General features: G+C 49.9%; 26 protein-coding genes. 20 read left to right on the forward strand and 6 right to left on the reverse strand.

Going from position 1 to position 22,723, the window contains the following annotated elements; all coding sequences use genetic code 11:
• The first annotated feature begins 1 nt into the window (after nt 1).
• From ileS to AAY72_RS11985, 16 genes are all read left to right on the forward strand, one after another.
• Entirely contained in the window at nt 2-2,827 is a 2,826-nt protein-coding gene (gene ileS, locus AAY72_RS11910; RefSeq protein ID WP_057787714.1) for an isoleucine--tRNA ligase, read from the forward strand.
• The gene (gene lspA, locus AAY72_RS11915) at nt 2,827-3,318 is read left to right on the forward strand and encodes a signal peptidase II (protein ID WP_057787715.1); all 492 of its coding nucleotides are present in this window, start codon (nt 2,827-2,829) and stop codon (nt 3,316-3,318) included. The genes ileS and lspA overlap by 1 nt, the downstream gene beginning before the upstream one ends.
• Complete coding sequence (fkpB, locus tag AAY72_RS11920) at nt 3,315-3,746, forward strand: FKBP-type peptidyl-prolyl cis-trans isomerase (RefSeq protein WP_057787717.1); 432 nt, start codon at nt 3,315-3,317, stop codon at nt 3,744-3,746. The genes lspA and fkpB overlap by 4 nt, the downstream gene beginning before the upstream one ends.
• 2 nt (nt 3,747-3,748) lie before the next feature.
• Nucleotides 3,749-4,678: a 4-hydroxy-3-methylbut-2-enyl diphosphate reductase gene (gene ispH / locus AAY72_RS11925; protein WP_057787719.1), complete on the forward strand. Its 930-nt coding sequence runs from the start codon at nt 3,749-3,751 to the stop codon at nt 4,676-4,678.
• 25 nt (nt 4,679-4,703) lie between these two features.
• Nucleotides 4,704-5,735: a sensor histidine kinase gene (locus AAY72_RS11930; protein ID WP_008985700.1), complete on the forward strand. Its 1,032-nt coding sequence runs from the start codon at nt 4,704-4,706 to the stop codon at nt 5,733-5,735.
• The gene (locus AAY72_RS11935; protein ID WP_231728959.1) at nt 5,732-6,457 is read left to right on the forward strand and encodes a LytTR family DNA-binding domain-containing protein; all 726 of its coding nucleotides are present in this window, start codon (nt 5,732-5,734) and stop codon (nt 6,455-6,457) included. The genes AAY72_RS11930 and AAY72_RS11935 overlap by 4 nt, the downstream gene beginning before the upstream one ends.
• Before the next feature lie 90 nt (nt 6,458-6,547).
• On the forward strand, nt 6,548-6,952 hold the full coding sequence (locus AAY72_RS16995; RefSeq protein ID WP_156411326.1) for a type IV pilin protein: 405 nt from the start codon (nt 6,548-6,550) through the stop codon (nt 6,950-6,952).
• Nucleotides 6,953-6,960: 8 nt separating this feature from the next.
• A complete protein-coding gene (locus tag AAY72_RS11945) occupies nt 6,961-7,413 on the forward strand; it encodes a GspH/FimT family pseudopilin (protein WP_057787723.1) in 453 nt (150 codons plus the stop codon).
• A 2-nt stretch (nt 7,414-7,415) separates the two neighbouring features.
• Nucleotides 7,416-7,829, forward strand: a complete 414-nt coding sequence (gene pilV, locus AAY72_RS11950; RefSeq protein WP_057787725.1) for a type IV pilus modification protein PilV — start codon at nt 7,416-7,418, stop codon at nt 7,827-7,829.
• Nucleotides 7,826-8,341, forward strand: coding sequence for a PilW family protein (locus tag AAY72_RS11955; RefSeq protein ID WP_057787727.1), 516 nt, complete (start codon nt 7,826-7,828; stop codon nt 8,339-8,341). The genes pilV (AAY72_RS11950) and AAY72_RS11955 overlap by 4 nt, the downstream gene beginning before the upstream one ends.
• A gap of 12 nt (nt 8,342-8,353) precedes the next feature.
• A complete protein-coding gene (locus tag AAY72_RS11960; protein WP_057787729.1) occupies nt 8,354-9,541 on the forward strand; it encodes a PilX N-terminal domain-containing pilus assembly protein in 1,188 nt (395 codons plus the stop codon).
• Between the two features lie 76 nt (nt 9,542-9,617).
• On the forward strand, nt 9,618-10,103 hold the full coding sequence (pilV, locus tag AAY72_RS11965; RefSeq protein ID WP_057787731.1) for a type IV pilus modification protein PilV: 486 nt from the start codon (nt 9,618-9,620) through the stop codon (nt 10,101-10,103).
• Nucleotides 10,104-10,106: 3 nt separating this feature from the next.
• Nucleotides 10,107-11,066, forward strand: coding sequence for a PilW family protein (locus tag AAY72_RS11970; RefSeq protein WP_057787733.1), 960 nt, complete (start codon nt 10,107-10,109; stop codon nt 11,064-11,066).
• Nucleotides 11,067-11,146: 80 nt separating this feature from the next.
• Nucleotides 11,147-11,524, forward strand: coding sequence for a hypothetical protein (locus tag AAY72_RS11975; RefSeq protein WP_231728960.1), 378 nt, complete (start codon nt 11,147-11,149; stop codon nt 11,522-11,524).
• Entirely contained in the window at nt 11,521-12,582 is a 1,062-nt protein-coding gene (locus AAY72_RS11980) for a hypothetical protein (protein ID WP_057787735.1), read from the forward strand. Before AAY72_RS11975 ends, AAY72_RS11980 begins: the two co-directional genes overlap by 4 nt.
• Nucleotides 12,582-12,980, forward strand: a complete 399-nt coding sequence (locus AAY72_RS11985) for a type IV pilin protein (protein WP_057787737.1) — start codon at nt 12,582-12,584, stop codon at nt 12,978-12,980. Before AAY72_RS11980 ends, AAY72_RS11985 begins: the two co-directional genes overlap by 1 nt.
• A gap of 18 nt (nt 12,981-12,998) precedes the next feature.
• Here AAY72_RS11985 and AAY72_RS11990 read toward each other — a convergent pair whose 3' ends face one another.
• Both AAY72_RS11990 and nadE read right to left on the reverse strand, forming a co-directional pair.
• A complete protein-coding gene (locus tag AAY72_RS11990) occupies nt 12,999-13,496 on the reverse strand; it encodes a GspH/FimT family protein (protein ID WP_008985712.1) in 498 nt (165 codons plus the stop codon).
• A 102-nt stretch (nt 13,497-13,598) separates the two neighbouring features.
• On the reverse strand, nt 13,599-14,423 hold the full coding sequence (gene nadE / locus AAY72_RS11995) for an ammonia-dependent NAD(+) synthetase (RefSeq protein ID WP_197408410.1): 825 nt from the start codon (nt 14,421-14,423) through the stop codon (nt 13,599-13,601).
• Between the two features lie 161 nt (nt 14,424-14,584).
• Between nadE and glnB the strand changes: the two genes are divergently transcribed.
• Nucleotides 14,585-14,923 carry a nitrogen regulatory protein P-II gene (gene glnB / locus AAY72_RS12000; RefSeq protein WP_008985714.1) on the forward strand — a complete coding sequence of 113 codons (339 nt, stop codon included), beginning with the start codon at nt 14,585-14,587 and terminating at the stop codon, nt 14,921-14,923.
• A 20-nt stretch (nt 14,924-14,943) separates the two neighbouring features.
• Here glnB and AAY72_RS12005 read toward each other — a convergent pair whose 3' ends face one another.
• Genes AAY72_RS12005 through AAY72_RS12015 form a run of 3 tightly spaced genes read right to left on the reverse strand, consistent with a single transcriptional unit; the run spans nt 14,944 to nt 19,343 of the window.
• Nucleotides 14,944-16,452: a deoxyribodipyrimidine photo-lyase gene (locus tag AAY72_RS12005; protein WP_057787739.1), complete on the reverse strand. Its 1,509-nt coding sequence runs from the start codon at nt 16,450-16,452 to the stop codon at nt 14,944-14,946.
• 6 nt (nt 16,453-16,458) lie between these two features.
• Entirely contained in the window at nt 16,459-17,817 is a 1,359-nt protein-coding gene (locus AAY72_RS12010) for a DASH family cryptochrome (protein WP_057787741.1), read from the reverse strand.
• The gene (locus AAY72_RS12015) at nt 17,814-19,343 is read right to left on the reverse strand and encodes a cryptochrome/photolyase family protein (RefSeq protein WP_057787787.1); all 1,530 of its coding nucleotides are present in this window, start codon (nt 19,341-19,343) and stop codon (nt 17,814-17,816) included. Before AAY72_RS12015 ends, AAY72_RS12010 begins: the two co-directional genes overlap by 4 nt.
• A gap of 124 nt (nt 19,344-19,467) precedes the next feature.
• On the opposite strand from AAY72_RS12015, the gene AAY72_RS12020 reads away from it, so the two are divergent.
• Nucleotides 19,468-20,082, forward strand: coding sequence for a DUF2796 domain-containing protein (locus AAY72_RS12020; RefSeq protein WP_008985718.1), 615 nt, complete (start codon nt 19,468-19,470; stop codon nt 20,080-20,082).
• Between the two features lie 67 nt (nt 20,083-20,149).
• Here AAY72_RS12020 and AAY72_RS12025 read toward each other — a convergent pair whose 3' ends face one another.
• Nucleotides 20,150-20,695, reverse strand: coding sequence for a DUF3299 domain-containing protein (locus tag AAY72_RS12025; RefSeq protein ID WP_040292076.1), 546 nt, complete (start codon nt 20,693-20,695; stop codon nt 20,150-20,152).
• Nucleotides 20,696-20,771: 76 nt separating this feature from the next.
• Between AAY72_RS12025 and AAY72_RS12030 the strand changes: the two genes are divergently transcribed.
• Both AAY72_RS12030 and AAY72_RS12035 read left to right on the forward strand, forming a co-directional pair.
• Nucleotides 20,772-21,464: an ABC transporter ATP-binding protein gene (locus AAY72_RS12030; protein WP_008985720.1), complete on the forward strand. Its 693-nt coding sequence runs from the start codon at nt 20,772-20,774 to the stop codon at nt 21,462-21,464.
• On the forward strand, nt 21,458-22,714 hold the full coding sequence (locus AAY72_RS12035; RefSeq protein WP_057787744.1) for an FtsX-like permease family protein: 1,257 nt from the start codon (nt 21,458-21,460) through the stop codon (nt 22,712-22,714). Before AAY72_RS12030 ends, AAY72_RS12035 begins: the two co-directional genes overlap by 7 nt.
• The last annotated feature ends 9 nt before the right edge of the window (nt 22,715-22,723 follow it).

Raw genomic sequence — 22,723 nt, forward strand, 5'->3', positions numbered from 1 at the left:
GATGAGCGATTACAAGCATACCCTTAACTTACCGGAAACGGCCTTTGCCATGCGCGGTAATCTGGCGCAGCGGGAACCGCAAATGCTGGCCAAGTGGACGCAGGATGATCTCTATGGTCAGATCCGCAGTGCAAAACAAGGCAAGAAAACCTTTATCCTGCACGATGGCCCGCCCTATGCCAATGGCAATATCCATATCGGTCATGCCGTTAACAAAATTCTGAAAGATATTATTGTTAAAGCCAAAACCCTGTCTGATTTTGATGCGCCCTATGTCCCGGGCTGGGATTGCCATGGCCTGCCGATTGAGCTGGTGGTGGAGAAAAAATATGGCAAGCCGGGTACCAAGCTGACACCGGCGGAGTTTCGTGACAAATGCCGCGAGTATGCGTTAACGCAAATTGATGCGCAGCGTACTGATTTTATCCGTTTAGGTGTATTAGGCGATTGGTATAAGCCGTATCGCACTATGGATTATGCTACCGAAGCCAATATTATCCGCAGCTTGGGTAAAATTATCGGTAATGGCCACTTGCAACAGGGTTTTAAGCCGGTGCACTGGTGTACCGACTGTGGTTCGGCCTTGGCCGAAGCCGAGGTGGAATATCAGGACAAGGTCTCCCCTGCGATTGATGTGCGCTTTAAGGTGTTGGATGACAGCGTCGCTGCTAAGTTTGATCATCCGGCTGGTCATGCCGGGCAGGGCCCGATTTCGGTGGTGATCTGGACCACTACTCCCTGGACTATTCCGGCGAACCGCGCTGTGGCATTTAACGCTGATTTACAGTATTCACTGGTGCAGGTTGAGCAAGGTCCAAATGGCGCAGAGCGCTTAATTCTGGCCACCGATCTGGTTAAAGACGTGATGGCGCGCGCCAATATTGAGCATTACCATGCGCTGGGTTTCTGTCAGGGCGCAGCACTGGATTTAGTGCAGCTGCAGCATCCGCTGTATGACTTTAGCGTGCCGGTGGTGTTAGGCGAACACGTTACCACGGATTCGGGTACCGGCTGTGTACATACGGCACCGGGCCATGGTCAGGAAGACTTTGTAGTTGGTCAGAAATATGGTCTGGAAGTCGCTAACCCGGTGGGTGCCAACGGTGTCTATCTGCCGGATACGCCGCTCTTTGCCGGGCAACATGTGTTTAAAGCCAATGAAACGGTAGTTGAAGCGCTGAAAGCGGCCGGTGCCTTATTGGTACATAAAGCCTATAAGCACAGTTATCCGCATTGCTGGCGCCATAAAACGCCGATTATCTTCCGTGCTACGCCGCAGTGGTTTATCAGCATGGAGCAACAAGGCCTGCGCCAGACATCATTAGCAGAAATTGAGCAAACCCGCTGGATCCCGGATTGGGGTCAGCAGCGGATTGAAAATATGGTCGCCGGCCGGCCGGACTGGTGTATTTCACGTCAGCGTACCTGGGGCGTACCGATTGCGCTCTTTGTGCGCAAAGACAACAGCGCCTTGCATCCACGTACGGCCGAACTGATTGAGCAGGTGGCGCAGAAAGTTGAGCAGGCGGGTATTCAGGCCTGGTTTGATCTGGATGCTGCTGAGCTGTTGGGCGCGGATGCTGCCGATTACGTTAAGGTTACCGATACCCTGGATGTCTGGTTTGACTCTGGCGTGACCCATGCTGCAGTCGTAGATGCGCGGCCGGAATTTCATGGTGCCGAAATTGACCTGTATTTAGAAGGTTCGGATCAGCACCGTGGCTGGTTTATGTCGTCACTGATGACAGGCGTCAGTATTAAAGGCAAGGCGCCGTATAAACAGGTACTGACACATGGCTTTACCGTCGACGGTGAAGGCCGCAAGATGTCGAAATCACTGGGTAATGTGGTGTCACCGCAGGATGTGATGAACAAACTGGGTGCCGATATTCTGCGCTTATGGGTGGCGACCACGGACTACACCTCGGAGATGACGGTATCGGATGAAATTCTGAACCGAGCTGCAGATAAATACCGTCGTATTAGGAATACCGCGCGCTTCCTGCTGGCCAACCTGAATGGTTTTAACCCGAAAACCGATACACTGCCATTTAATGAACTGGTGGAGCTGGATCTGTGGGTCGTAAACCGGGCGGCGAAGTTACAACAAGAAATTATCGATGCGTACGATAATTATCAGTTCCATCAGGTAAGTCAGAAACTGATGAATTTCTGTACCGTAGAGCTTGGCAGTTTCTATCTGGATGTGATTAAAGATCGCCAGTATACGGCGCACACCGAGTCCAAAGCCCGCCGCTCCTGCCAGACTGCGCTGTATCATATCGCCCAGGCGATGGTACGCTGGATGGCACCGATAATGAGCTTTACCGCGCAGGAAATCTGGGAAGCCTTACCAGGCCAGAGCACGCCTTATGTGTTTACCGATGTCTGGTATCCGGGTTTTGCCAATTTACCGGCTGGCAAATTCAGTGACACCTTCTGGCAACAGCTGTTAGAAGTTCGCGATGAAGTCAACAAGGTGCTGGAAGCAGCGCGCCGCGAAGAAAAACTCGGCGCCTCTTTACAGGCCGAAGTGACCTTGTTCGCCGGTGCTGAACTGGCGCAAGCGCTGTCACAGCTGGGCGACGAGCTGCGTTTTGTGCTGATTACGTCAACCGCTAAGGTGAGTGCGGAGCAACCGGCTGCCGCTGCGGTGGCCACCGCCATTAAAGGCTTAAGTGTGCTGGTGGAAGCCTCTACCGCCGCCAAGTGCGAGCGCTGCTGGCACCACCGTCACGATGTCGGCGCCGATGCCGCCCATCCGGGCATTTGTTTACGTTGCGTCAGTAACGTAGAAGGTAGCGGTGAACAGCGGGAATTTGCCTGATGCAGTTGTTTAATAATACCGCCTGGCGCTGGTGGTGGCTGATCCTGCTGTTAATCGGTCTGGATCAGCTGACCAAGCAGCTGGTACATCAGAATATGGCCCTGTACGATTCGATTGAATTACTGCCATTTTTTAATCTGACCTATGTGCGTAACTATGGCGCGGCCTTTTCGTTCTTAAGTGACGCCGGTGGCTGGCAGCGCTGGTTCTTTACTGTTCTGGCGGTGGTGATCAGCACTGTGATTGCGGTCTGGATGAGCCGGTTACCACGGCAGCAGATTAAGCTGGGGTTGGCATTAAGCCTGGTGTTTGCCGGCGCTATCGGTAATTTAATTGATCGCAGTATCTATGGTTACGTAATAGACTTTTTCCATCTGTATTACCAGACCTGGCATTATCCGGCCTTTAATATTGCCGATTCGGCGATCTGTATTGGCGCCGCCCTGATTATCTGGGACAGTTTTAGCAGTGATTCTGAGGCAAAAAAATGAGCGAAATTCAGGCCAAAAGTACGGTAATCTTCCACTTTGATATCACGCTGGCCGATGGCAGTGCCGCCGAGAGTACCCGGGTGCACAACAAGCCGGCAAAATTACAGATGGGCGATGGCAGCTTATCACCGGCATTTGAAGCCCAGTTATTAGGCATGACGGCCGGAGAGAAAAAAAGCTTTACCCTGGCCCCACAAGACGCCTATGGTATGCCGAACCCGGATAATATTTATTACGTTGACCGCAGTAAATTCTCGGCTGATGCGCCGGCTAAAGTTGGTGCCATTATTGGCTTTGCGATGCCGGATGGCTCGGAATTGCCGGGCTTAGTGCGGGACGTGGTAGGCGATTCGGTCACCGTTGATTTTAATCATCCGCTGGCGGGTCAGACTCTGACCTTCAATGTCGAAATTGTGCAGGTAAGCTAAAGATGGATATTTTACTCGCTAACCCGCGGGGCTTTTGTGCCGGTGTTGACCGGGCGATCAGTATCGTAGAGCGGGCGCTGGAGCTGTTTCCGCATCCAATCTATGTGCGGCATGAAGTGGTGCACAATAAATTTGTGGTCGATGGTTTACGCCGACGCGGCGCGGTGTTTGTGGATGAACTGGACGAAGTGCCGGATAGCCATATCGTGATTTTCAGCGCCCACGGTGTGTCGCAGGCGGTGCGTGAAAATGCACGGCAGCGCGGCTTAAAGGTGTTTGATGCCACCTGTCCACTGGTAACTAAGGTACATATGGAAGTCACCCGCGCGAGCCGCAAAGGTACCGAATGTATCCTGATTGGTCATGCTGGTCACCCTGAGGTAGAAGGCACCATGGGCCAGTATGATAATGCTGCAGGTGGTATCTATCTGGTGGAGTCGGTCGAGGATGTCGAAAAACTGCAGGTTAAAAATCCGGCACAGCTGTGCTACAGCAGTCAGACTACCTTGTCGGTAGACGACACCGCTGATGTGATTGATGCGCTGCGCGCTCGTTTTCCGGATATTGAAGGGCCGCGCAAAGATGATATTTGCTATGCCACCCAGAATCGCCAGGATGCGGTGCGCGAGTTGGCCGCCAAGGCTGAACTGATGCTGGTGGTCGGTGCCAAAAACAGCAGTAACTCCAACCGCTTACGCGAGCTGGCGGAGAAGCTTGGTTGCAAAGCCTATTTAATTGATACCGCCAATGATATTCAGCAAAGCTGGCTCGATGGTATCAGCCGGGTTGCCGTGACCGCCGGTGCTTCTGCACCGGAAATTCTGGTGCAGGATGTGATTAGCCAGCTGAAAATGTGGGGCGGTAAAACGGTGACCGAAACGACCGGCCGCGAAGAGAATGTAGTGTTCGCCATTCCGGCAGAGCTAAGATAACGTCTTCAGACAGGGAGGTCAGCTGATGTTAAACCAGCCAACTCAGGTTAACAGACGCCTCCCTGATTTTCGTAGCCCGGTGCAGTTATTACGGGTGATTGTGTTCACTCAAGGCCTGGCGTTATTGTTAGCCTTCGCGCCATTTTCTATCGACTCTTCGCCTTGGTATCGCCTGGGTTTTATCAGTCTGTTTTTACAGTGGATCGCTTTAATTAGTTGTCTGACATTTAGCTGGTTCACGCCACTGTTAAGCCGGGCGAGTTTTTGGCAGTTGGCGCTGTTGATCCAGGGGATTCTGCTGACTATTACCGCCGGCTGCACGATAATTAGTTTTTGGTATTTTCAGCAATTAGCCCCTACTCTTGAATTACCCGCGTTACTCATTAATAACCTGCTGATTTGTTTTGTGGTGGCCTTACTGGTGATCCAGCTACTGATCATGTCGGATGAACAAAGCAAAAGTATCACCGCGCAAAGCCGGGCTGAACTGATAGCACTGCAGGCCAGGATCCGGCCCCACTTTTTATTTAACACCTTAAATTCTACTGCTGAGCTGGTACACCAGAATGCCGCTGCTGCAGAGCAGGCATTGCTGGATTTAGCGGCATTATTTCGTGCGGCGATGCAAACAGCGGAAACCATCTCTTTGACAGAAGAGTTGGCGCTCTGCCGGCGTTATTTATCGTTAGAGCAATGGCGGTTAGGCGAGCGATTAAAGGTGAATTGGCAGCTGCCAGAGCCAATGCCTGAGTTACAGTTGCCGGCCTTAACCTTGCAACCCCTGCTGGAGAATGCGGTGCTACACGGCATTGAGCCGGCAGCTGCGGGTGGTGAGATCCTGATTAAGATGACGCAGACGGCCCAACAGTTGCAAATCGTCATAACAAACCCTTATCCGCTGCAGGGTAGTCGTCAGCCACACAATGGTATGGCGCTGCAGAATATTCAACAGCGATTGGCCTATGTATTTGCCGAGCAAGCACAAATGGTGATCAAAGACCAAAATCAGCAGTTTAGTGTTACCTTGGTATTGCCGCTGGTCTGGGAACAAAGATGATGAATATTTTAATCGTTGATGATGAGCCGCTGGCCCGCAGCCGGTTGCGGCGCTTACTCGCCGAATGCGCAGTTAATGCAGTGGTAACGGAAGCAGCATCAGCAGAGCAGGCCAGGCAGCTGGCAGCTAGCTTGCAACCGGATCTGGTGCTACTCGACATCTCGATGCCCGGTGAAAGTGGTTTGCAATTGGCAGAGGCCTTTGCCAGTAGCGCGTTGCCACCGGCGTTGATTTTTGTTACCGCTTATCCTGAACATGCCCTGGCGGCGTTTAATGTGCACCCGGTTGATTATTTACTTAAGCCGATAAGCCTAAGCCAGTTGCAACGTAGCTTGCAGCGTGCGGGGCAACTAAACCGTTTGCAGAAAAACCCGCCAGATTTGCCGCAGGTAAGTTATCAGCAAGCTGGGCTACCCAAGTCCGTGCCTTTGGCTGAGGTACGTTTTTTTGCTGCTGAAGACAAATACGTGCGCATGCAGCTAGCTGAACAGCATATCTTACTGGATAAAAGCTTAAATCAGCTGGAAGAAGCCTATCCACAGTTACTGCGTATTCACCGCAAAACGCTGATTAATCCGCAATACTTAACAGCGATCCGCCAACCCGCAACGGGCCCTGCAATGGCAGAGCTGGAGCAGGGCAAGCATAAATTAGCCATTAGTCGGCGGGTGCTAAGCGCCGTTAAGCATTCGCTGCAATCCAAAGAGGGGATACAAAGCTAACTTTGCAACCGCTGGTCAGAAAAAAGCGCCTTTTATCGGGTACAACTCGCACTAATTTTAATAATTGATATGGTTAACTCAGAGGTCTATATGACATTTTGGAAGCTTATGCAGTACAGATCCGTTAAGCCTGTAAAGCAGTTTGGTTTTACCTTGATCGAGCTTATGGTCGTTGTGGCCGTTATTGCAATATTGGCGAGTATTGCTTTTCCGGCTTACCAAGATTCTGTTCGTAAATCCAGACGGACTGAGGCCCGGGATTTATTATTAAGTGCGGCACAGTCTCTTGAACGACAGTATACGAATACTAATTCTTATGCAGGCTTAACAGTCGCAAAAAATGGTACTTACTATAACTTAACGGTATCTCCCGTAGCTCCAACTACTTCTTTTACCCTTAAAGCTACAGCGAAAGGTGATCAGGCTAAAGATACAGCTTGTAGTGAAATGACTTTTACTAATGTTGGTGTTAAAGCACCAGCGGCTTGCTGGTAAGGCTTAAAATGAGACGTATTAAAGGTTTTACGTTGGTTGAGATGATGGTCACTATTGCCGTGTTAGCTATTATTATCGGCATTGCCACTCCATCATTTGTTGACATGATGCGGAAAAATACTTTGCGAAGTCAGGCAAATGAGCTTTTAGGTTTAATGCACTATGCTCGATCAGAGGCCATAAAACGTCGGGTTAATGTAACTGTTAACCTAACGACAGGCACAGGTTGGAAAGCGGAAGTTATACAACCCGGAACGACAACGGTATTACGTACAGTGGACAAAAGTGCCACCTCAGTTTCCCTAACTGGTTCCGGGACTATTGCTGTTGTCTTTGATCTTCGGGGCAGGCGTATTAGTGCTGATAATTGTTTCCAGCTTTCTTATTCTAATAATGATCGTCAATTAACAGTGGAAACTGGTGGATCCTTAAAGGTTGCAAGTGGGACTTGTGGAGGCTAATAGTGACAGATGAACGAATATTATTAACGCCTAAGCAAGCTGGGTTTTCACTGCTTGAAGTCCTTATTGCTGTTTTAGTCATAGCTATTGGTTTACTGGGTATGGCAGCGTTACAACTCAAAACGGTTCAGAATAGTCATTCTGCTTTTCAGCGTACTTTAGCTAGTATCGTCGCGATGGATGCAGCGGAGAGATTGTGGATCAACTTGGGTGATACACCGGCTAAAACTGCTGCAACGATTCAATCTGAGTGGTTAACTAACTGGACGGGCGTATTACCTGCTGCTGCAACAGCAAGTTCAATCGAAAATGTCGGTAGCGGTAAATGGCGAATTTCGGTGCGGTGGCAGGAAAACAGAATTGCGGGTACCAATGGGGTAGAAACCTTTGTTTATGAAATGGACTTGTATCCATGACTCAGAAAACAATCCGAACCAAAAAACGGCACCTGCGAGGTGTAACCTTAGTCGAATTGCTGATAGCTCTCACGCTTGGCATAGTAGTCCTCGGTGGTGGCATTCAGATTTTTATCAGTGGTCAACAAGCTTATAACGAAGCTCAACGCTTTAACAGATTACAGAGCGATTTAAGTTTGATTAGTGACTTACTTGCCAGTGATATTCGGGCTGGAAGTATTGTAACTACTTCGCCGAATTTTACTGTCGTTGGCCCATCTGGAAATACCGTATACCGCCTTGAAGCCAATAACATTCTAGTTCGTCAAGTCGGCGCTTCGGCAGCAGAGATACTGTCGCAGGATATCGTTGCTTTTAGTACTGACTGTATCTCCGTAGGAGGAAGTAATTGCGCTACTGCGATTGGAGTGAATATACAGCTAACTATGAAAGCTTCAACAACAAATAATATTGCGGTTAATTTTCGAGTTGGTGTAAGAAATAATATCTTAACAAATAAATTCAAGAGTTAAGAGAGGTTTACAATGAAAGTCAATCAACGTGGTTCGGTTTTAATTGTCAGCCTGTTGTTGCTGTTAATTATCACCATTGTAGGTATTGCTGGCGTAGGTAATTCTATGCTCGGTGAAAAAGTTGCTGCAAATCAACGCCAGATTTCATTGGCTTTTATGGCTGCTGAAAGCGGATTAGTAAACGCGAAAAACTGGTTTGATAACCCTATCAATAGTACAAGTTGGGGAAATGAAGCTGCCACAAAATCAGGTATAAATGCTTTATTTTCAGCTTCTCAAAATGCTCAAGCCAATTGGAATATTACATCAGTAGTATTTAATAATAAAAACGCGACAATTAGGAGTTGCGGTGAAATAACTGGCTCGGGTGTTATTCGTTGTTTGATAAGTGTTTACACGCAAGGTTCTGGGGGGGGGGATCTAGCTCCGTTCGTTTTTAATAACTTGTTGAATCCAGATGAGCTTGATGTGGCAAAAAGCAATCAATTTTCAATAACTGGTAAGGAAATTGGCAGGGATAAAGACGGAAAAGCGATATATGCACCAGCTATAGCAACTAATTCACAAGCTAATAAAGAAATATTACTTAATGCAGCAATTAAAAGCGGACGAATTGATAATTACAGAGGTGGGATAGAGGTTGTTAATTATGATGGTGCTTTTGGTGATCCCAAATTAATGAATGATTTCGTCCAGTCTATTAAGAATCAATGGGCATCTTTACCGAATGCTGAGAAAGGTTTTGCACCTACAGACATGGGCACGAGGGATAAACCTAAAATTACCTATCACGAGGGTAATTTGGATATAAGTAGTAATGGGCGTACAGGTGCAGGGACTTTGGTTATTAATGGAAACTTAAGTATTACAGGAAGAAATTTTGATTATTTTGGATTAATCGTTGTTACAGGTAAAAGCTTTGTATTCAAGGGAGGCGGTAATAAGCCGATGGAGGCTTCTATTGTATTTGCATCGCCTGAACAGGACGCAAATGGAAAATGGACTTTTGGTGGTGTGAAAGCCGAGTTTGTTGTAGATTTTGATGGTGGAGCTGCGGATTTTATTTATAGTACCGACGCTTTATCGAAAGCCCATGGGTTACTCAATGACACTGCGAAGAAACTTTGGGCATTTGATGCGCAATCTGGGGCAGGCACATCAGGTAAGATGTCTGGCTGGATAGAGGATATCTCACCATAAATTTGTTTTCTTTTTGTTGATTTTTTGTCAATTTGATCTAAGGTTATTTTCCCAAGGGTAAATAACCGAGGTCATCATGACTCGCCAGAGCGGAGCAACCTTAATTGAAGTACTCATTACGCTACTCATCCTGAAGGTAGGGTTATTAGGCGTATTGGCGACACAATTACAGGCACTGCGTCTGGCTTCTGAGGCGACACAGCGTACCACTGTTGTCGCCTTATCCCGCGATATTCTGCAACAACTGCGCTTTTATCAGCAATCTGCAGCAACACATAACTATCAAGTCTCCGGGGCATTAAATGCCGTTAACTGTTCTGCGGCGGCACCTTGTCAGCATGGTAACAGCAAGCAATTTTTAATCCGGCACTGGCAACAGCAATGGTTGGCAGATCAAGGCTATGGTTTGCTGTTCCAACCTGCGTTTTGTCTAAACCAGCAACAAGGCCAGTTACAGCTTGCAGCCAGTTGGCAGGCCAGAGTGCAACCGCTATCTGTCGCCCACTCCAGCTGTCAGGCTGGTAATGGTCGGGGGCTGTTTCATCTGGGTTTACCGGAGTGAGCTATGAGACAGCATGGAGGCTTCTCACTCACGGAACTGATGATAGCAATGGTGCTGGGTTTATTGCTGTTGGGGTTGACACTAACCGCCTTTAGTTCGCTAAGTGCCTCGTCCAGTCAGAGCCGGCAACTGGCTTTTCTGCAACAAAATGGGCAGTTGGCAATCAACTTGCTATACAACGAACTGCAAAACACCGGCTTTTTTGGTGGCCAGACGCTGGCTGCGATGCAGCGTGCGGTGAGTAACCAGGCCCCACCTGCCGCTGATTGCTTTGTTGATGGCATGGATAGCGGTAGCTTTCCGCACGCCAATTTGGCTTATTTAAATGTATTTGCCGGACAAGCACTTCCAGGCCGGGTATTAAATTGCCTGAATAATCTGGCGCCGCAGACCGAATATATCCAGATTAAAAGAGCCATCGGCGCCGCCGCTACCCCGGCGACTATGCGCCATAATCGCTTTTATCTGTTCCCGGACTGGCAGCAAAGCCGCTTTGTTGATCACACTAACGTGCCCGCCACAGCAGATACACTCTATCCTTACCAGCATTTGGTGCTGTATATCCAGTTACAACGTCAGGCTGGTGAAGATGTGCCGGTATTAATGCGCAAACGGTTAATCAGAAATAGTGCCGGACATGCCAGTATAAGTACAGATTCGATGTTAGATGGGGTAGAGCGCCTACATTTTGAGTTTCTGATTGATAGTGATCTGGATGGCGTACCCGATTATCTGCTGTCTACTGCTGAAATGACGGCCTCGCATTGGTTACAGCAGGAAAGTCGTATTCTGGGTTTGAGGTTTTATGTACTGATGCGGACTTTGGCACCGGATCGACGTTATCGCAATGACCGTTTATATCAGATGGGTAAGCATAGTTTTCAGGCGCCAGGCGATCATTACCGCAGATTACTACTCAGTGGCGCAGTAAAGTTTGATCTTACGGCTGAGCCGGCAGGTTAATCTAAGCAGCAAAGATTCACAGATGATAGAAGAGGTACTGATACATTAGTTAATTTAGTTACTGAAACTACGGAGGAGCTATGAGAGAGCGAGGAATGGTTTTACTCAGTGCACTGTTGTTTTTAGTGGTTATGTTATTAGTGGTAGCCAGTAATCTGGTTTTAAGTCAGTTAAGCCTGAAATCGGCACAAACAGCCCAACAGCAATTACAATTGGAATTTCGCACACTGGAGCAGCATTTAAAGCAGCTCAATGGCCTGGCGCCAGACGAAGTCCCGGAAAGTACGCTGGCCTTACCCTCCTGTCCCGGTATTTATGCGGCTTGGTCGGATGCGACACTACAGTGCGATTTAATGTTAATCGAAACCAGTGAACAGACCAGGCAGCCGCCGGCGTTTACCCGATATAACAGTCTGTTATTACGCAAACAGCTGAAATTATCGGAGCCTGCACCATGAAAGCTTTATTATTGCTTCTGACGTTGTTCAGTCCCGTGGTTGCGGCCTGGTGCCCGTTACTGCCGAATCATCCGGTAAGAGTTACCATTAATCATGCCGAGCAAAAGCGTCAGGCTGACGCTTATATCCGTACGCTTGCTGTCGACGCTCTGCGGTTACAGCTGGTGGCTGCTGATACCGGCTATGATCTCTCGGGGCTGGATTTATCTGCAGCAGGCATCCAGGGCGCTATCCAAGCCAGACCACTAGCTGAAGATGCCAATCTGGACGGTGCAGCAGACCATTTCTGGTTAGTGACCAGCACCGGTGAGGTTTGGCGTGTGCCATGGCAGCAAAGCCAGTTTGGACAGCCGTTATTGATGGCCGATTTATCCGATGCCGGGTTGCATTTTCATACCGCAGTTACCCTGATTCGTGCCCGTTTACCGTCTCAGTTAGCTCCGATGTCCTGGCGAAATTTGGAACAGCATCAACTACTGCTACTCGGTACTGAGCCTGACAGTGGCCAGGATGTATTGTTTAGCCTGCGTTTTCCGGTTGCCGGGCGGCAACCTTATGTGATGAAAAGTAGCCAACTGGTTGATCGGACGACACTGAGCGATGCAGAGCTGCGCCAGCAATACAGCGCTGCAGATTGGCGGGTGTTATTAAGTGCCGCTGGTTGGAGACTGCGTTTGTCCGGTCGCGTCAGTAGCTTACCTACAGTGATCGCCGGGGTGATTTATGCCCCAGCCATTACCGTAAAAGATGCCAACAGTTGTCAGTTTGATAAAACAGAACAGCAACTTTATGCGGTACAACTTTATACCGCCAGCCAGATTTATCCCAAACGCAGTTGGGCTATTCCTTATCTGGAGCAAGCGGCCCTGCGCATAAGAGAGCAGCCGGATAAGCGTTTGATCTTAGTGTTGGCCAATGAGCGACAGTCGGTAGTCTTAGTTGACACCCTGTTGAAAATCACCACGGATTGCCATCAATGCACGGCGCCTTTAACACTGGACAAGTTTCCACTGTGGCAGCGCTTAGCAACCTACCGGGATGAAAGAGGGGCGTTCTGATGTTTAGCCGTGCCTTTAGCTTACTCGAAATGCTGATTACGTTGGCGATTCTCGGCATTCTGATAGCGGTCAGTTATCCGTCGTACCAGCAATATGTGTTAAGAAGCTATCGGGCAGAAGCCGTCACAGCTCTGCTCGAACTAGCAACGAAACAAGAGCAGTGGCTGTTAGAGCAAGGCCGGTATAGCAATCAGCTCACGGATTTAGGTTTCACGCAGTCTATTACTGCCTCAGGCCGCTTTCGGATCGAACTGACGCAGGCTGACCCGGCTCAGTTTCTACTTAAAGCAAAAGCGCAGGGGCCACAACTGCAGGATACAACGTGTTTGCAGTACAGCCTGAATCATTTTGGGCAGCGTAATGTCGGCCTAACCGAGTCTTTAAGTTGCTGGGATTAATAGTAATTTTGATGCCGATTAAGCCGGGCAGGGCTGAGTATAGTGCTGCAAACGACCCCGACCGGCTTGGTTCAGTACCAGCCGGTAATGCCAGTTGAAACGTCCGGGGGGGCAATAATAAAAAGTCCCGTTTTCCAGCGCGTCCAAACTGCCATCCCGCCGAAATTGCAGTTGTTGCCGGTTATAAGTTAGTCGATGGCCGTCAGGTAACCTAGGTAGCTCACGCAGTAATTCAGCCTGTTGATCAACAGGATTAAGCAACATCAGCTTCACGGGATCTTGCTGCCAGTTACCCTGACAGTGGTTAGCCAGCACCGGACAAACGCGGACCGGCTGTTGGCTGCTACTGGCCTGGACGCGAGCGTAATGTAGATGACGGTCGAATTGTTGCAGGTAACTACTGGCACGCTGTTGATGGATAAACTCATCCATCGCCGGTGTAGCGATAGTGATTAAGATCACCAGGATCACCAACGCGATTAGTAATTCGAGTAAGGTCAGGCCTTGTTGCTGCATCACTAGACTCCAATTATTGCTTATTGAAGTCTAGTTCAGACAATTGTTTTGTGAAATAAATGTTATTTATGTTGCTGAGTCGGGCTATAAATGCCGGTTTACTTAATCGTAAACTGTTGGAATAGGCTGGCGCTTATGCTGAGTTTTCAGGTAAATCTGCACCAAACGCTCACTTACGGCAGTGTCGACGGCTTTACCTTCCAGAAAATCATCAATCTGCTGATAGGTCAGACCTAACGCCGTTTCATCTGCTTTTTGTGGCGCCATACACTCCAGATCAGCTGTTGGTGTTTTCTCGACCAGTAATTCCGGTGCACCCAGCTGCCGCGCTAATGCCCGTACCTGACGTTTACTTAAGCCAAACAGCGGTGCTAAATCACAGGCACCATCGCCCCATTTAGTATAAAAACCAGTAATATTCTCGGCCGAATGATCGGTTCCCAGTACCAGGCCGCCCTGCAGCGCCGCAATATGATATTGTGCCACCATCCGACAGCGGGCTTTAACGTTACCTTTAGCAAAATCCTGCTGCGCGTCGCCAGGTAATGGCAGGCCTTCGATCCCCAGCAGCGTACTTTGATGCAACGCATCAGCCGCCGCTTTGATATTTACCGTAACACTCTGGCTTGGTTTAATAAACGACAGGGCCAACTGAGCTTCGGCTTCGTCCTGTTGCACGCCGTAAGGCAGGCGCACCGCAATAAACTGATAACCTGAACTATGCTGGTTTAATTCATCCACCGCCAGTTGTGCCAGGCGGCCACAGGTTGTGGAGTCAACCCCTCCGCTGATCCCCAGGACCAGTGTTTTTAAACCCGATGCCTGCAGGCGGGCTTTGATAAAGTCGACGCGGCGGCGGATTTCAAATTCAACATCAATCTGCGGCAGTACCCGCATTTCCCGGATTATTGCTTGCTCGATACTCATAGCGGCCTCACTGTTAGTTGCCAATATCTTAACGGATTTAATGCAGAAAGGATCAATAAATCGTCTGCTGACAGCGGCTTTTATCTGGCGCACAAAGGTGCATCGCCGGGTGGATTAAGGTTATACTTCGGCCACCGGCAAGCAAAGCAATGAGTCTTACCATGAAGAAAATTGAAGCGATTATCAAACCCTTTAAACTGGATGATGTGCGCGAGGCACTGGCTGATATCAATATTACCGGTATGACGGTAACCGAAGTGAAAGGTTTTGGCCGGCAAAAAGGCCATACCGAACTCTATCGCGGTGCTGAGTATATGGTTGATTTCCTGCCGAAGGTAAAGTTGGAAATCGTGGTGACCGATGAACAAGTCGAGCGCTGTGTCGAAGCTATTATGAAAACGGCACAAACCGGTCGTATTGGTGATGGTAAGATCTTTGTATTTGAAGTGGAGCGGGTGATCCGGATCCGCACGGGTGAAGAAGACGAAGACGCGATTTAAGCTGGCAGACGTAAATCGCTCTAGTCAAACAAACCTAATTGCGTTGATGTTTTGCGGGTGCGTTGCGCCTTAGGACGGTTGCGACTGGCATGACGCTGAAATACCTGACGTTTTTCCAGTTCAAACGCCTGGCGATGTTGGGCAAGCCACTGGCTTAATCTTGCTCTGGCCGCAGTTACCGCCTGACTGGCCGCCACGACAGGCGCCGGATAATCGCGGCCAATCACACAGCCAAATTGCTGTTGTAAGGCAGTGCTCATCAGCCAGGGCTGGTGTAGCCAGCTATCCGGCACCCGCCGCAGTTCCGGCAACCATTGCCGGATAAACTCGCCCTTCGGATCCTTTTGCATACTCTGCTTTACCGGGTTGTACATCCGGTTCGGATTAATGCCGGTGGTGCCAGCCTGCATTTGGATTTGCGGGTAATGGATGCCTGGCTCATAGTCGACAAAACATTGCGCCAGATGCAGTGCCAGTGGCCGCCAGTGCAGCCATAAATGATAGCTGGCGAAGGCCACCAGCATGGCGCGGCCGCGAAAGTGCAACCAACCGGTACTCAGTAACGAGCGCATGGCGGCGTCAATCAGCGGATAGCCGGTTTGCCCGCTGGCCCAGGCCTGAAATAACCCCGGTTCAAAAGCGTCTTCACGCAGACCATCAAAACCGCGATGCATATTGCGCACCTCAACTTCCGGCTCATCTTCCAGTTTCTGAATAAAGTGACAATGCCAGCGCAGCCGGCTATAAAAAGCCTGTAAGCCCCGTTGCTGCTGTGCTGATGTGCTTTGCTTGCGTTGTTGTTCCGTTTGCTGCTGCAGCTCCCGGATACTGAGCTGGCCATAAGCCAAAAACGGGCTGAGCCGCGAGCAACTTTTTACCGCGCGGGCGGCGAAGGAAATGCCGCCATGGTATTGCTGGCTGCGCTGCTGTAAAAAACTGGCTAGCGTTTGCTGTAATTGCCAGCCATGTTGTCGTTGCTGGCAGGCTGGTAAATCCCGGTTGCGTTTGGGGGCGGTAAGTGGTGCTTGCCAGTTACTGGCACAAATAAAGGGTAAGCTTTGTGGTGTTGGATACAGTCTTTGGCTTAACCAGTTATCGGCTTCGGCAAACCACAGATCACGATTGGGAAGGTTACGAATCACGGCAAATTGCGGATATTGATGCCAGGGGAGAGCCAGCTCGCTCAGTAAACGCTCCACAGCAAGATCGCGCTGATAACTCCATAAGTTACCGCTTTCCTGATGGCTGTACACTGCGCTGATCGGAAAGCGGGCACAGAGCTCCCGTAATACCCGGGTGGCCGCACCGTAGTAAACCAGTAATGGTTGCCCCAGCGTAGTCAGCTGCTGCTGCAGTGATGTCAGGGCTTCAGCCACAAAAGCCCAGTGCCGCAATGACACATCGGGTTGCTGCCAGTAATCTGGCTCGACGATATATACCGGTAACACAGCGGTGCCTTGCTTAGCTGCGTGAAATAGCGCGGCATGATCGGTAAGGCGTAAATCGCGTTTAAACCAGAGCAGATGCATGATGGCTTAGAGTTCGTCCAGCCAGCTACGCCATTGCGGCAAGAGCCGTGCGTGCGGTGCCGGACGATGTGCAGCTTTACCGGCGGCGCTGATCTGCGGCAGTTGCTGGCGCACAAAATCAGCATTCGGATCGTACCACAGGGCTTGCTTAATCGGATTGAAGGCACGGGCCTCACTGTTACCGACACCGGCAATATAGGCCCAATTGCCCCAGTTGCTGGCACAGTCATAATCCAGTAAGCGCTGTTCAAAGTAAGCGGCACCAAGGCGCCAGTCCAGCTCCAAATCATAAATTAAATAACTGGCGGCATTTTGCCGACCGCGGTTACTCATTAAACCGGTTTGATTTAACAGCAGCATATTGGCATCAATAAAGGGGACTCCGGTATCGCCAGCGCACCAGGCGGCAAAGCGCTGCTTTTGTGTGGCTGTTAAACGTGGCGCGCTAAAATCGGCAGGGCCGGCAATCCCGTTTTTACTAAACCAGCGGGCCTGGTATTTACGCATTTGCCAGCGAAAGAATTCCCGCCACAGCAGCTCAAACTTCAGCCAATAAGTTGAGTCATTGGCTTTGACTTGCTGTTCAAACTGTTCGATTTGCTGCCAGCAGCGCCGTACCGACAAGGTACCCAGGCTGAGCGGGGTGGAAAAGAAGCTGGCGTAGTCTGTACCACAGAGCGCATTGCGACTGTCTTTATAATGCAGGATATGTTGTCCCTGCCAGATAAAGTAGTGCAGCCTGGCATGGGCACTGCCTTCATCCCAGCAGCCTTCACGCCAGGATGTGGCTGCAGTTTGCCCAAGCCATTGTTGCAAAACAGACTGTTGCGATAAGCCCGCTACCTGATCCGGGCTTAGCCAGTTAGCCACTTGGGTATGTTCCGGTTCCGCTGCAGTTACCAGTAACAGCGGTTCAAGTTTTTTTCGAAAGCTGGTAAAGCGATCTGATAAAGTGGTGAGATCTGGCCTTAGCTGTTTCGATAGCAGGCTATTGCCATCAATCAGTTGGAGTTTGACGCTTGCCGGTAAATGCTGCAGCGCGCGGTATTCATCCGGTGCCGTTGGCTCATTAGCCAGTAGTTGCTCTGCGCCTAACTGTGAAGCCAGTTCACATAATTGGCTGTGGGTATCGCCGAAGCGGACAATCAGGCCGATTTTCCGCTGTGCCAGCTGTTGCGCCAAATGTTGGATGGCCTGCAGATGAGCTCGTAAACGCAATAAATTACTGCGAAACAGTCCGTACTGGCGGCCAAAATAAGCCTGCTGATCGACAATCACCAGGGCAGCGGTTTTACCGCGTGCCTGACTGAGTAACGGATTATCGTCGACACGCAGGCAGCCGTTGAGGAGTACCAGGCTGGTCATAGTTGTTCAAGCTTTATTAACCACTGCGCAGCCTGCTCGCGGATAGCTTGCTGCTGTTCAGCGTCTTTGTTATGCCAGTTTTTGTAGGTTAGCTGCATTCGTGCATTCTGACCAAGTTGTGACTCGTTACGGGCTAAAAAATCCCAATACAAGGCGTTAAAGGGGCAGGCTTTAGCACCTGTTACTGCTTTTACCTGGTAATAGCAGTTTTTACAGTAGTTGCTCATCCGGTTGATGTAGGCACCACTGGCAGCATAAGGCTTGGAGGCCAGAATACCGCCGTCGGCAAATAATGCCATGCCAAGAGTATTGGGTAGTTCTACCCACTCATAAGCATCGACATACACGGCAAGATACCAGTCGGTCACCTCGTCAATGGCTAAACCGGCCAGTAAGGCAAAATTGCCGGTAACCATCAGTCGCTGAATATGGTGAGCGTAACCATGCTGCAGGGTTTGACTGATAGCCTGTTGCATGCAGCGCATTTTAGTTTCACCATGCCAGTAGTATCCTGGTAGTGGCGTTTTCGCCTGCAGAAAATTATGCTGCTGATAGTCGGGCATCAGCAGCCAGTACAAACCGCGGACATACTCACGCCAACCAATAATTTGCCGGATAAAGCCTTCGGCGGCGTTTAAGCTGACGTGCTGTTCACGCCAGGCCGCTTCGACTTTTTGACACATCCAGCGTGCATCCAGTAGCCCGGCATTTAAATACATCGAGCAGATACTGTGAAACAGAAATGGCTGCTCCAGCAGCATCGCATCCTGATAGTCGCCAAAATTAGCGAGCTGCTGTTCGACAAAGTGCAGAAACGCTTGCCGCGCATCTTTACCTGTCACTGCATAGTTAAATTCGCCGACGCTACCCGGATGATCGTGAAATTCTGTCTCTACCAGTGTCATCACCCGTTGCGTGATCTCGTCCGGTATGAATTTCAGTGGCGGGATTTGTTTGAGATCCGGCGGACAGGCTTTACGATTATCTTTATCGTAGTTCCATTGTCCCCCAACCGGTTGTTGTTTGGCATCCATCAGTAAGCCAGTGTAACGGCGCATCTGCCGGTAGAAAAACTCCATCCGCAATTGCTGACGGTCGGTCGCCCACTGTGCAAACATACTTTGCGAGCAGATAAAGCGGTCGTCTTCCAGCACTTCCAGCGGCAGTTCGAAGGTGTCACGCCAGCTCAGAATTTCCTGTTGCAGCCGGTATTCGCCACATTCAGTAATCAGCAGTTGTGAGAACGGACGTTGTTGCAGGGCGAAGCGTACAGCGTCGGTCATACTATAAATACCCGGCTGCTCGTCGTAGCTCAGATAACAAACCTCAAAGCCCTGTTGACGCAAGGCTGCGGCAAAATGGCGCATGGCACTGAACAGCAAAATAATTTTATGTTTATGATGTTTCACGTAGCGGGCTTCAGTTTTCACTTCGGCCAGCAGAATAAGATCGTCAGGTTCGGCCTGACGTAAGCTGGCAAGGGCCGGACTGAGTTGATCGCCCAGAATAACAATTAGTTTGCTCATAGCAGCCACTGGTTAGGTAAGTATCGGTACTTACGTGAATGCCCACCTTGTCGATCAGCGGTGGGCATTGCAGTGATATAAAAACTGAGTATGATGTGACACAATAACAATTAAGGAGATCGCAATGTCGTTCAAACTTAGCTCACTGTTAATTCCGGCCTTGCTGGTTAGTACTGCCAGTTTGGCGCAAGCACACCCCAAGCATGCACCAGATACTGAGCCGGAGCAGCAACAGCAGCACTCACATCAGCACGCCCACGAGCATGGCGATGAGCATCAACATGATGACGAATTTACTCAGCTCGGTACTCATGTGCACGGCGCCGCTACTCTGACTATGGTGCTGGAAGGTAATGAGTTGCAGCTGGCGCTACAATCGGCAGCCTTTAATATTGTTGGTTTTGAGCAGGCGCCGAAAACCAGCGAACAAAAGCAGGAAGTGGCGTTAGCGCTGGATAACCTGGCACAAGGCAACTGGTTTAGTGTCAGTAGCGAGGCAAACTGTGAAATTCAGGGCGCGGATGCTAATACCGATTTAACAGAGCCTGGCTACAGCGGTCATGGTGACTTTTATGCCAATGTCAGTTTGCTGTGCCAAAGCCCGGCACGCTTGCATCAGCTTGATCTTAGCCTGTTTAACCTGACGCCGGCGCTGGAAAAAATTGACGTGCAATGGGTGCTAAACGGTCAGCAAGGTGCTGCAACGGCAACCTTAAGCAATAGCCGTATCCAGTTTTAAAGGTTACAGAGCTGCAAAAACAAAAAAGCCGGCGTCTCAGCCGGCTTTTTGCAACCATCAACACTGACTACCAGGTATATTCTTCGACTTTATCAGCTTTAATACTGTAAGCCGCATTCGCTAAGTCATGCGACATCGCTTCGGTGGTAATGGTACCGGTGATCCAGAACGGGGAGTAAATCATGTCTGCTTTCAGGTTAGAGGCGCCGGTAACATAAATAATCTGGTTTGGTGGCGGTGGCGGTACGTGAATACAAGCACCGAAATAGGGCACCAGAAAGAAACTGGTTACATTCTGCTTGTCGTCAAACTCCAGCGGCACGATAAAGCCCGGGATCTTGACCTTAACATTATTATATTCCGGTTTTACTTTGGCGGATTGCAGAATTTGCTGCCACGCCTGCGCCGTAGGGTCATCACCATTATAGTTATCGTCAAACGGAGACGGCTGGCTGTAGTCATGCGCTACTTCCGGCATTGCCATCAGTGCCTTTAAGTCCTCTTCCGGCATTAAATCAGTCCATTCAATGGTTTTTACTTCAGCCGCTTGCAGGCTGAACGCCAGCATTGCGGTAAGTACCATAGAAAACGCAACAGACAACTTGTTGAACATTGGAGCTTCGCCTCTTAATTAATGCATAATACAGCGGTTTATGTTGCGCTATCATAGCATGCACAAAGGAGTACCTGTGACCACCAAGCCGAAAATTCCTGCGATTGAACTCAAAGATCTGACATTTTGGTATCGCGCTGATGGCTGGCAATTGCATATTCCGGCCCTGTCACTGGCCAGTGGCCAGCACCTGTTTGTCCGGGGTGCTTCTGGTAGTGGTAAAACCACCTTATTAAATTTACTCTGTGGCATTACGGTGCCCAACGCCGGCGAAATTTGGCTTAATGGTCAGGCGCTGCATCAGTTAAGCGCTGCCAAACGCGATAAGTTACGTGCGGCGGATATCGGCGTGGTGTTTCAGCAACTCAATCTGATCCCTTATTTAAGTGTACTGGATAACGTATTGCTACGTGCTGCCTTTGCTAAAGCGCCTGCCGCCGTAATGCAACAACGGGCACAAGACTTGTTAACTGCTTTAGGTTTGCCGGCGTCTTATTGGGCGCAGCCAGCCAGTCAGCTGAGTGTTGGTCAGCAGCAAAGGGTCGCGATTGCCCGCGCCTTGTTAACTCAGCCCACCCTGCTGATTGCCGATGAACCCACTTCTGCGCTGGATGCGGATAATCGCGATGCTTTTATGCAGGTGCTGCTAGCTGAAGCTGATAAAAGCGGTACTACCGTGATTTTTGTCAGCCACGATCAGCAGTTACAACGCTATTTTCATTATCAGTTGGCGATGACTGACTTAGCTAAAGGGGTAGTAGCATGTTAATTAAATTAGCCCGTCTGAGCTTATGGAATCGCCGCGGTACAGCTTTACTGACCCTGTTATCGTTGATTATTAGCCTGGTATTGTTGTTAGGTATCGATCATATTCGTAAAGAAGCCCGCAATAGTTTTACCAATACGGTGTCAGGTACTGATTTGATTGTTGGCGCCCGCTCCGGGCAGCTAAACCTGTTGTTATATTCGGTATTCCGGATTGGTAATGCGACTGCCAATGTCAGCTGGCAAACCTATGAGCGGATCGCGCGCCATCCGCAAATTGCCTGGACTATCCCGTTATCGCTGGGTGATTCGCACCGCGGCTACCGTGTGCTGGGCACTAATCAGAGTTATTTTGAGCATTATCGCTACGCGTCATCGCAGCAGTTGCAATTTGCCGAGGGCGCTGCATTTCAGGGCGTTTACGAAGCTGTGCTGGGTGCCGAGGTGGCGCGGCAGCTCGGTTATACGCTGGGGCAGGAAATTACGCTGGCGCATGGTATTGGTGCGGTCAGCTTTTCTGAACATAAAGATAAACCTTTCACCGTTACAGGTATTTTGGCACCGACAGGTACACCGGTTGATCAAACCGTGCATGTTAGCCTGGAAGGTATTGAAGCCATTCACCTGGACTGGCAGCAGGGTGCACCGATGCCCGGGCGACAAATCAGTGCTGAACAAGCTCTGGAGATGGATTTAACGCCCAAGGCGATTACCGCTTTTATGGTTGGTTTAAACTCGCGGATGGCAACCTTCGTGGTGCAGCGTCAGGTTAATGAATTCCGTGGAGAGCCGCTAACAGCGATTTTGCCGGGCGTGGCACTGGCTGAACTGTGGCAAATGCTCAGTATGGTGGAGAATATATTGCTACTGATTACCTTACTGGTGCTGGTGGCAGGGCTGGTAGGTATGATGACCACCTTGCTGGCTTCGATGCGCGAGCGGCAGCGTGAGGTCGCCATTTTGCGCGCCGTCGGTGCCAGCCCCTGGTATCTGTTCTGGTTAATTCAGCTGGAAGTGCTGTTGCTGACCTTGCTGGCGATGCTGGGCGCCGCCGGATTATTAGTCGCCGCACTCTGGGGTGTGCAGGACTGGTTGGCCGCAAACTATGGCCTCTTTATCAGTATCAACCCTTTTAGCTGGTATACATTATATTGGGCGGGCGGCATCCTGCTCTCTGCGGCGGTATTAGCCTGTATTCCGGCGATGGTGGCCTACCGGCGTGCGCTGACTGATGGTTTAAGTATTCGTTTATAAGGATAACAA

Origin of the sequence: Alishewanella sp. WH16-1, from assembly GCF_001441695.1 — a bacterium.
Classification (GTDB): domain Bacteria; phylum Pseudomonadota; class Gammaproteobacteria; order Enterobacterales; family Alteromonadaceae; genus Alishewanella; species Alishewanella agri.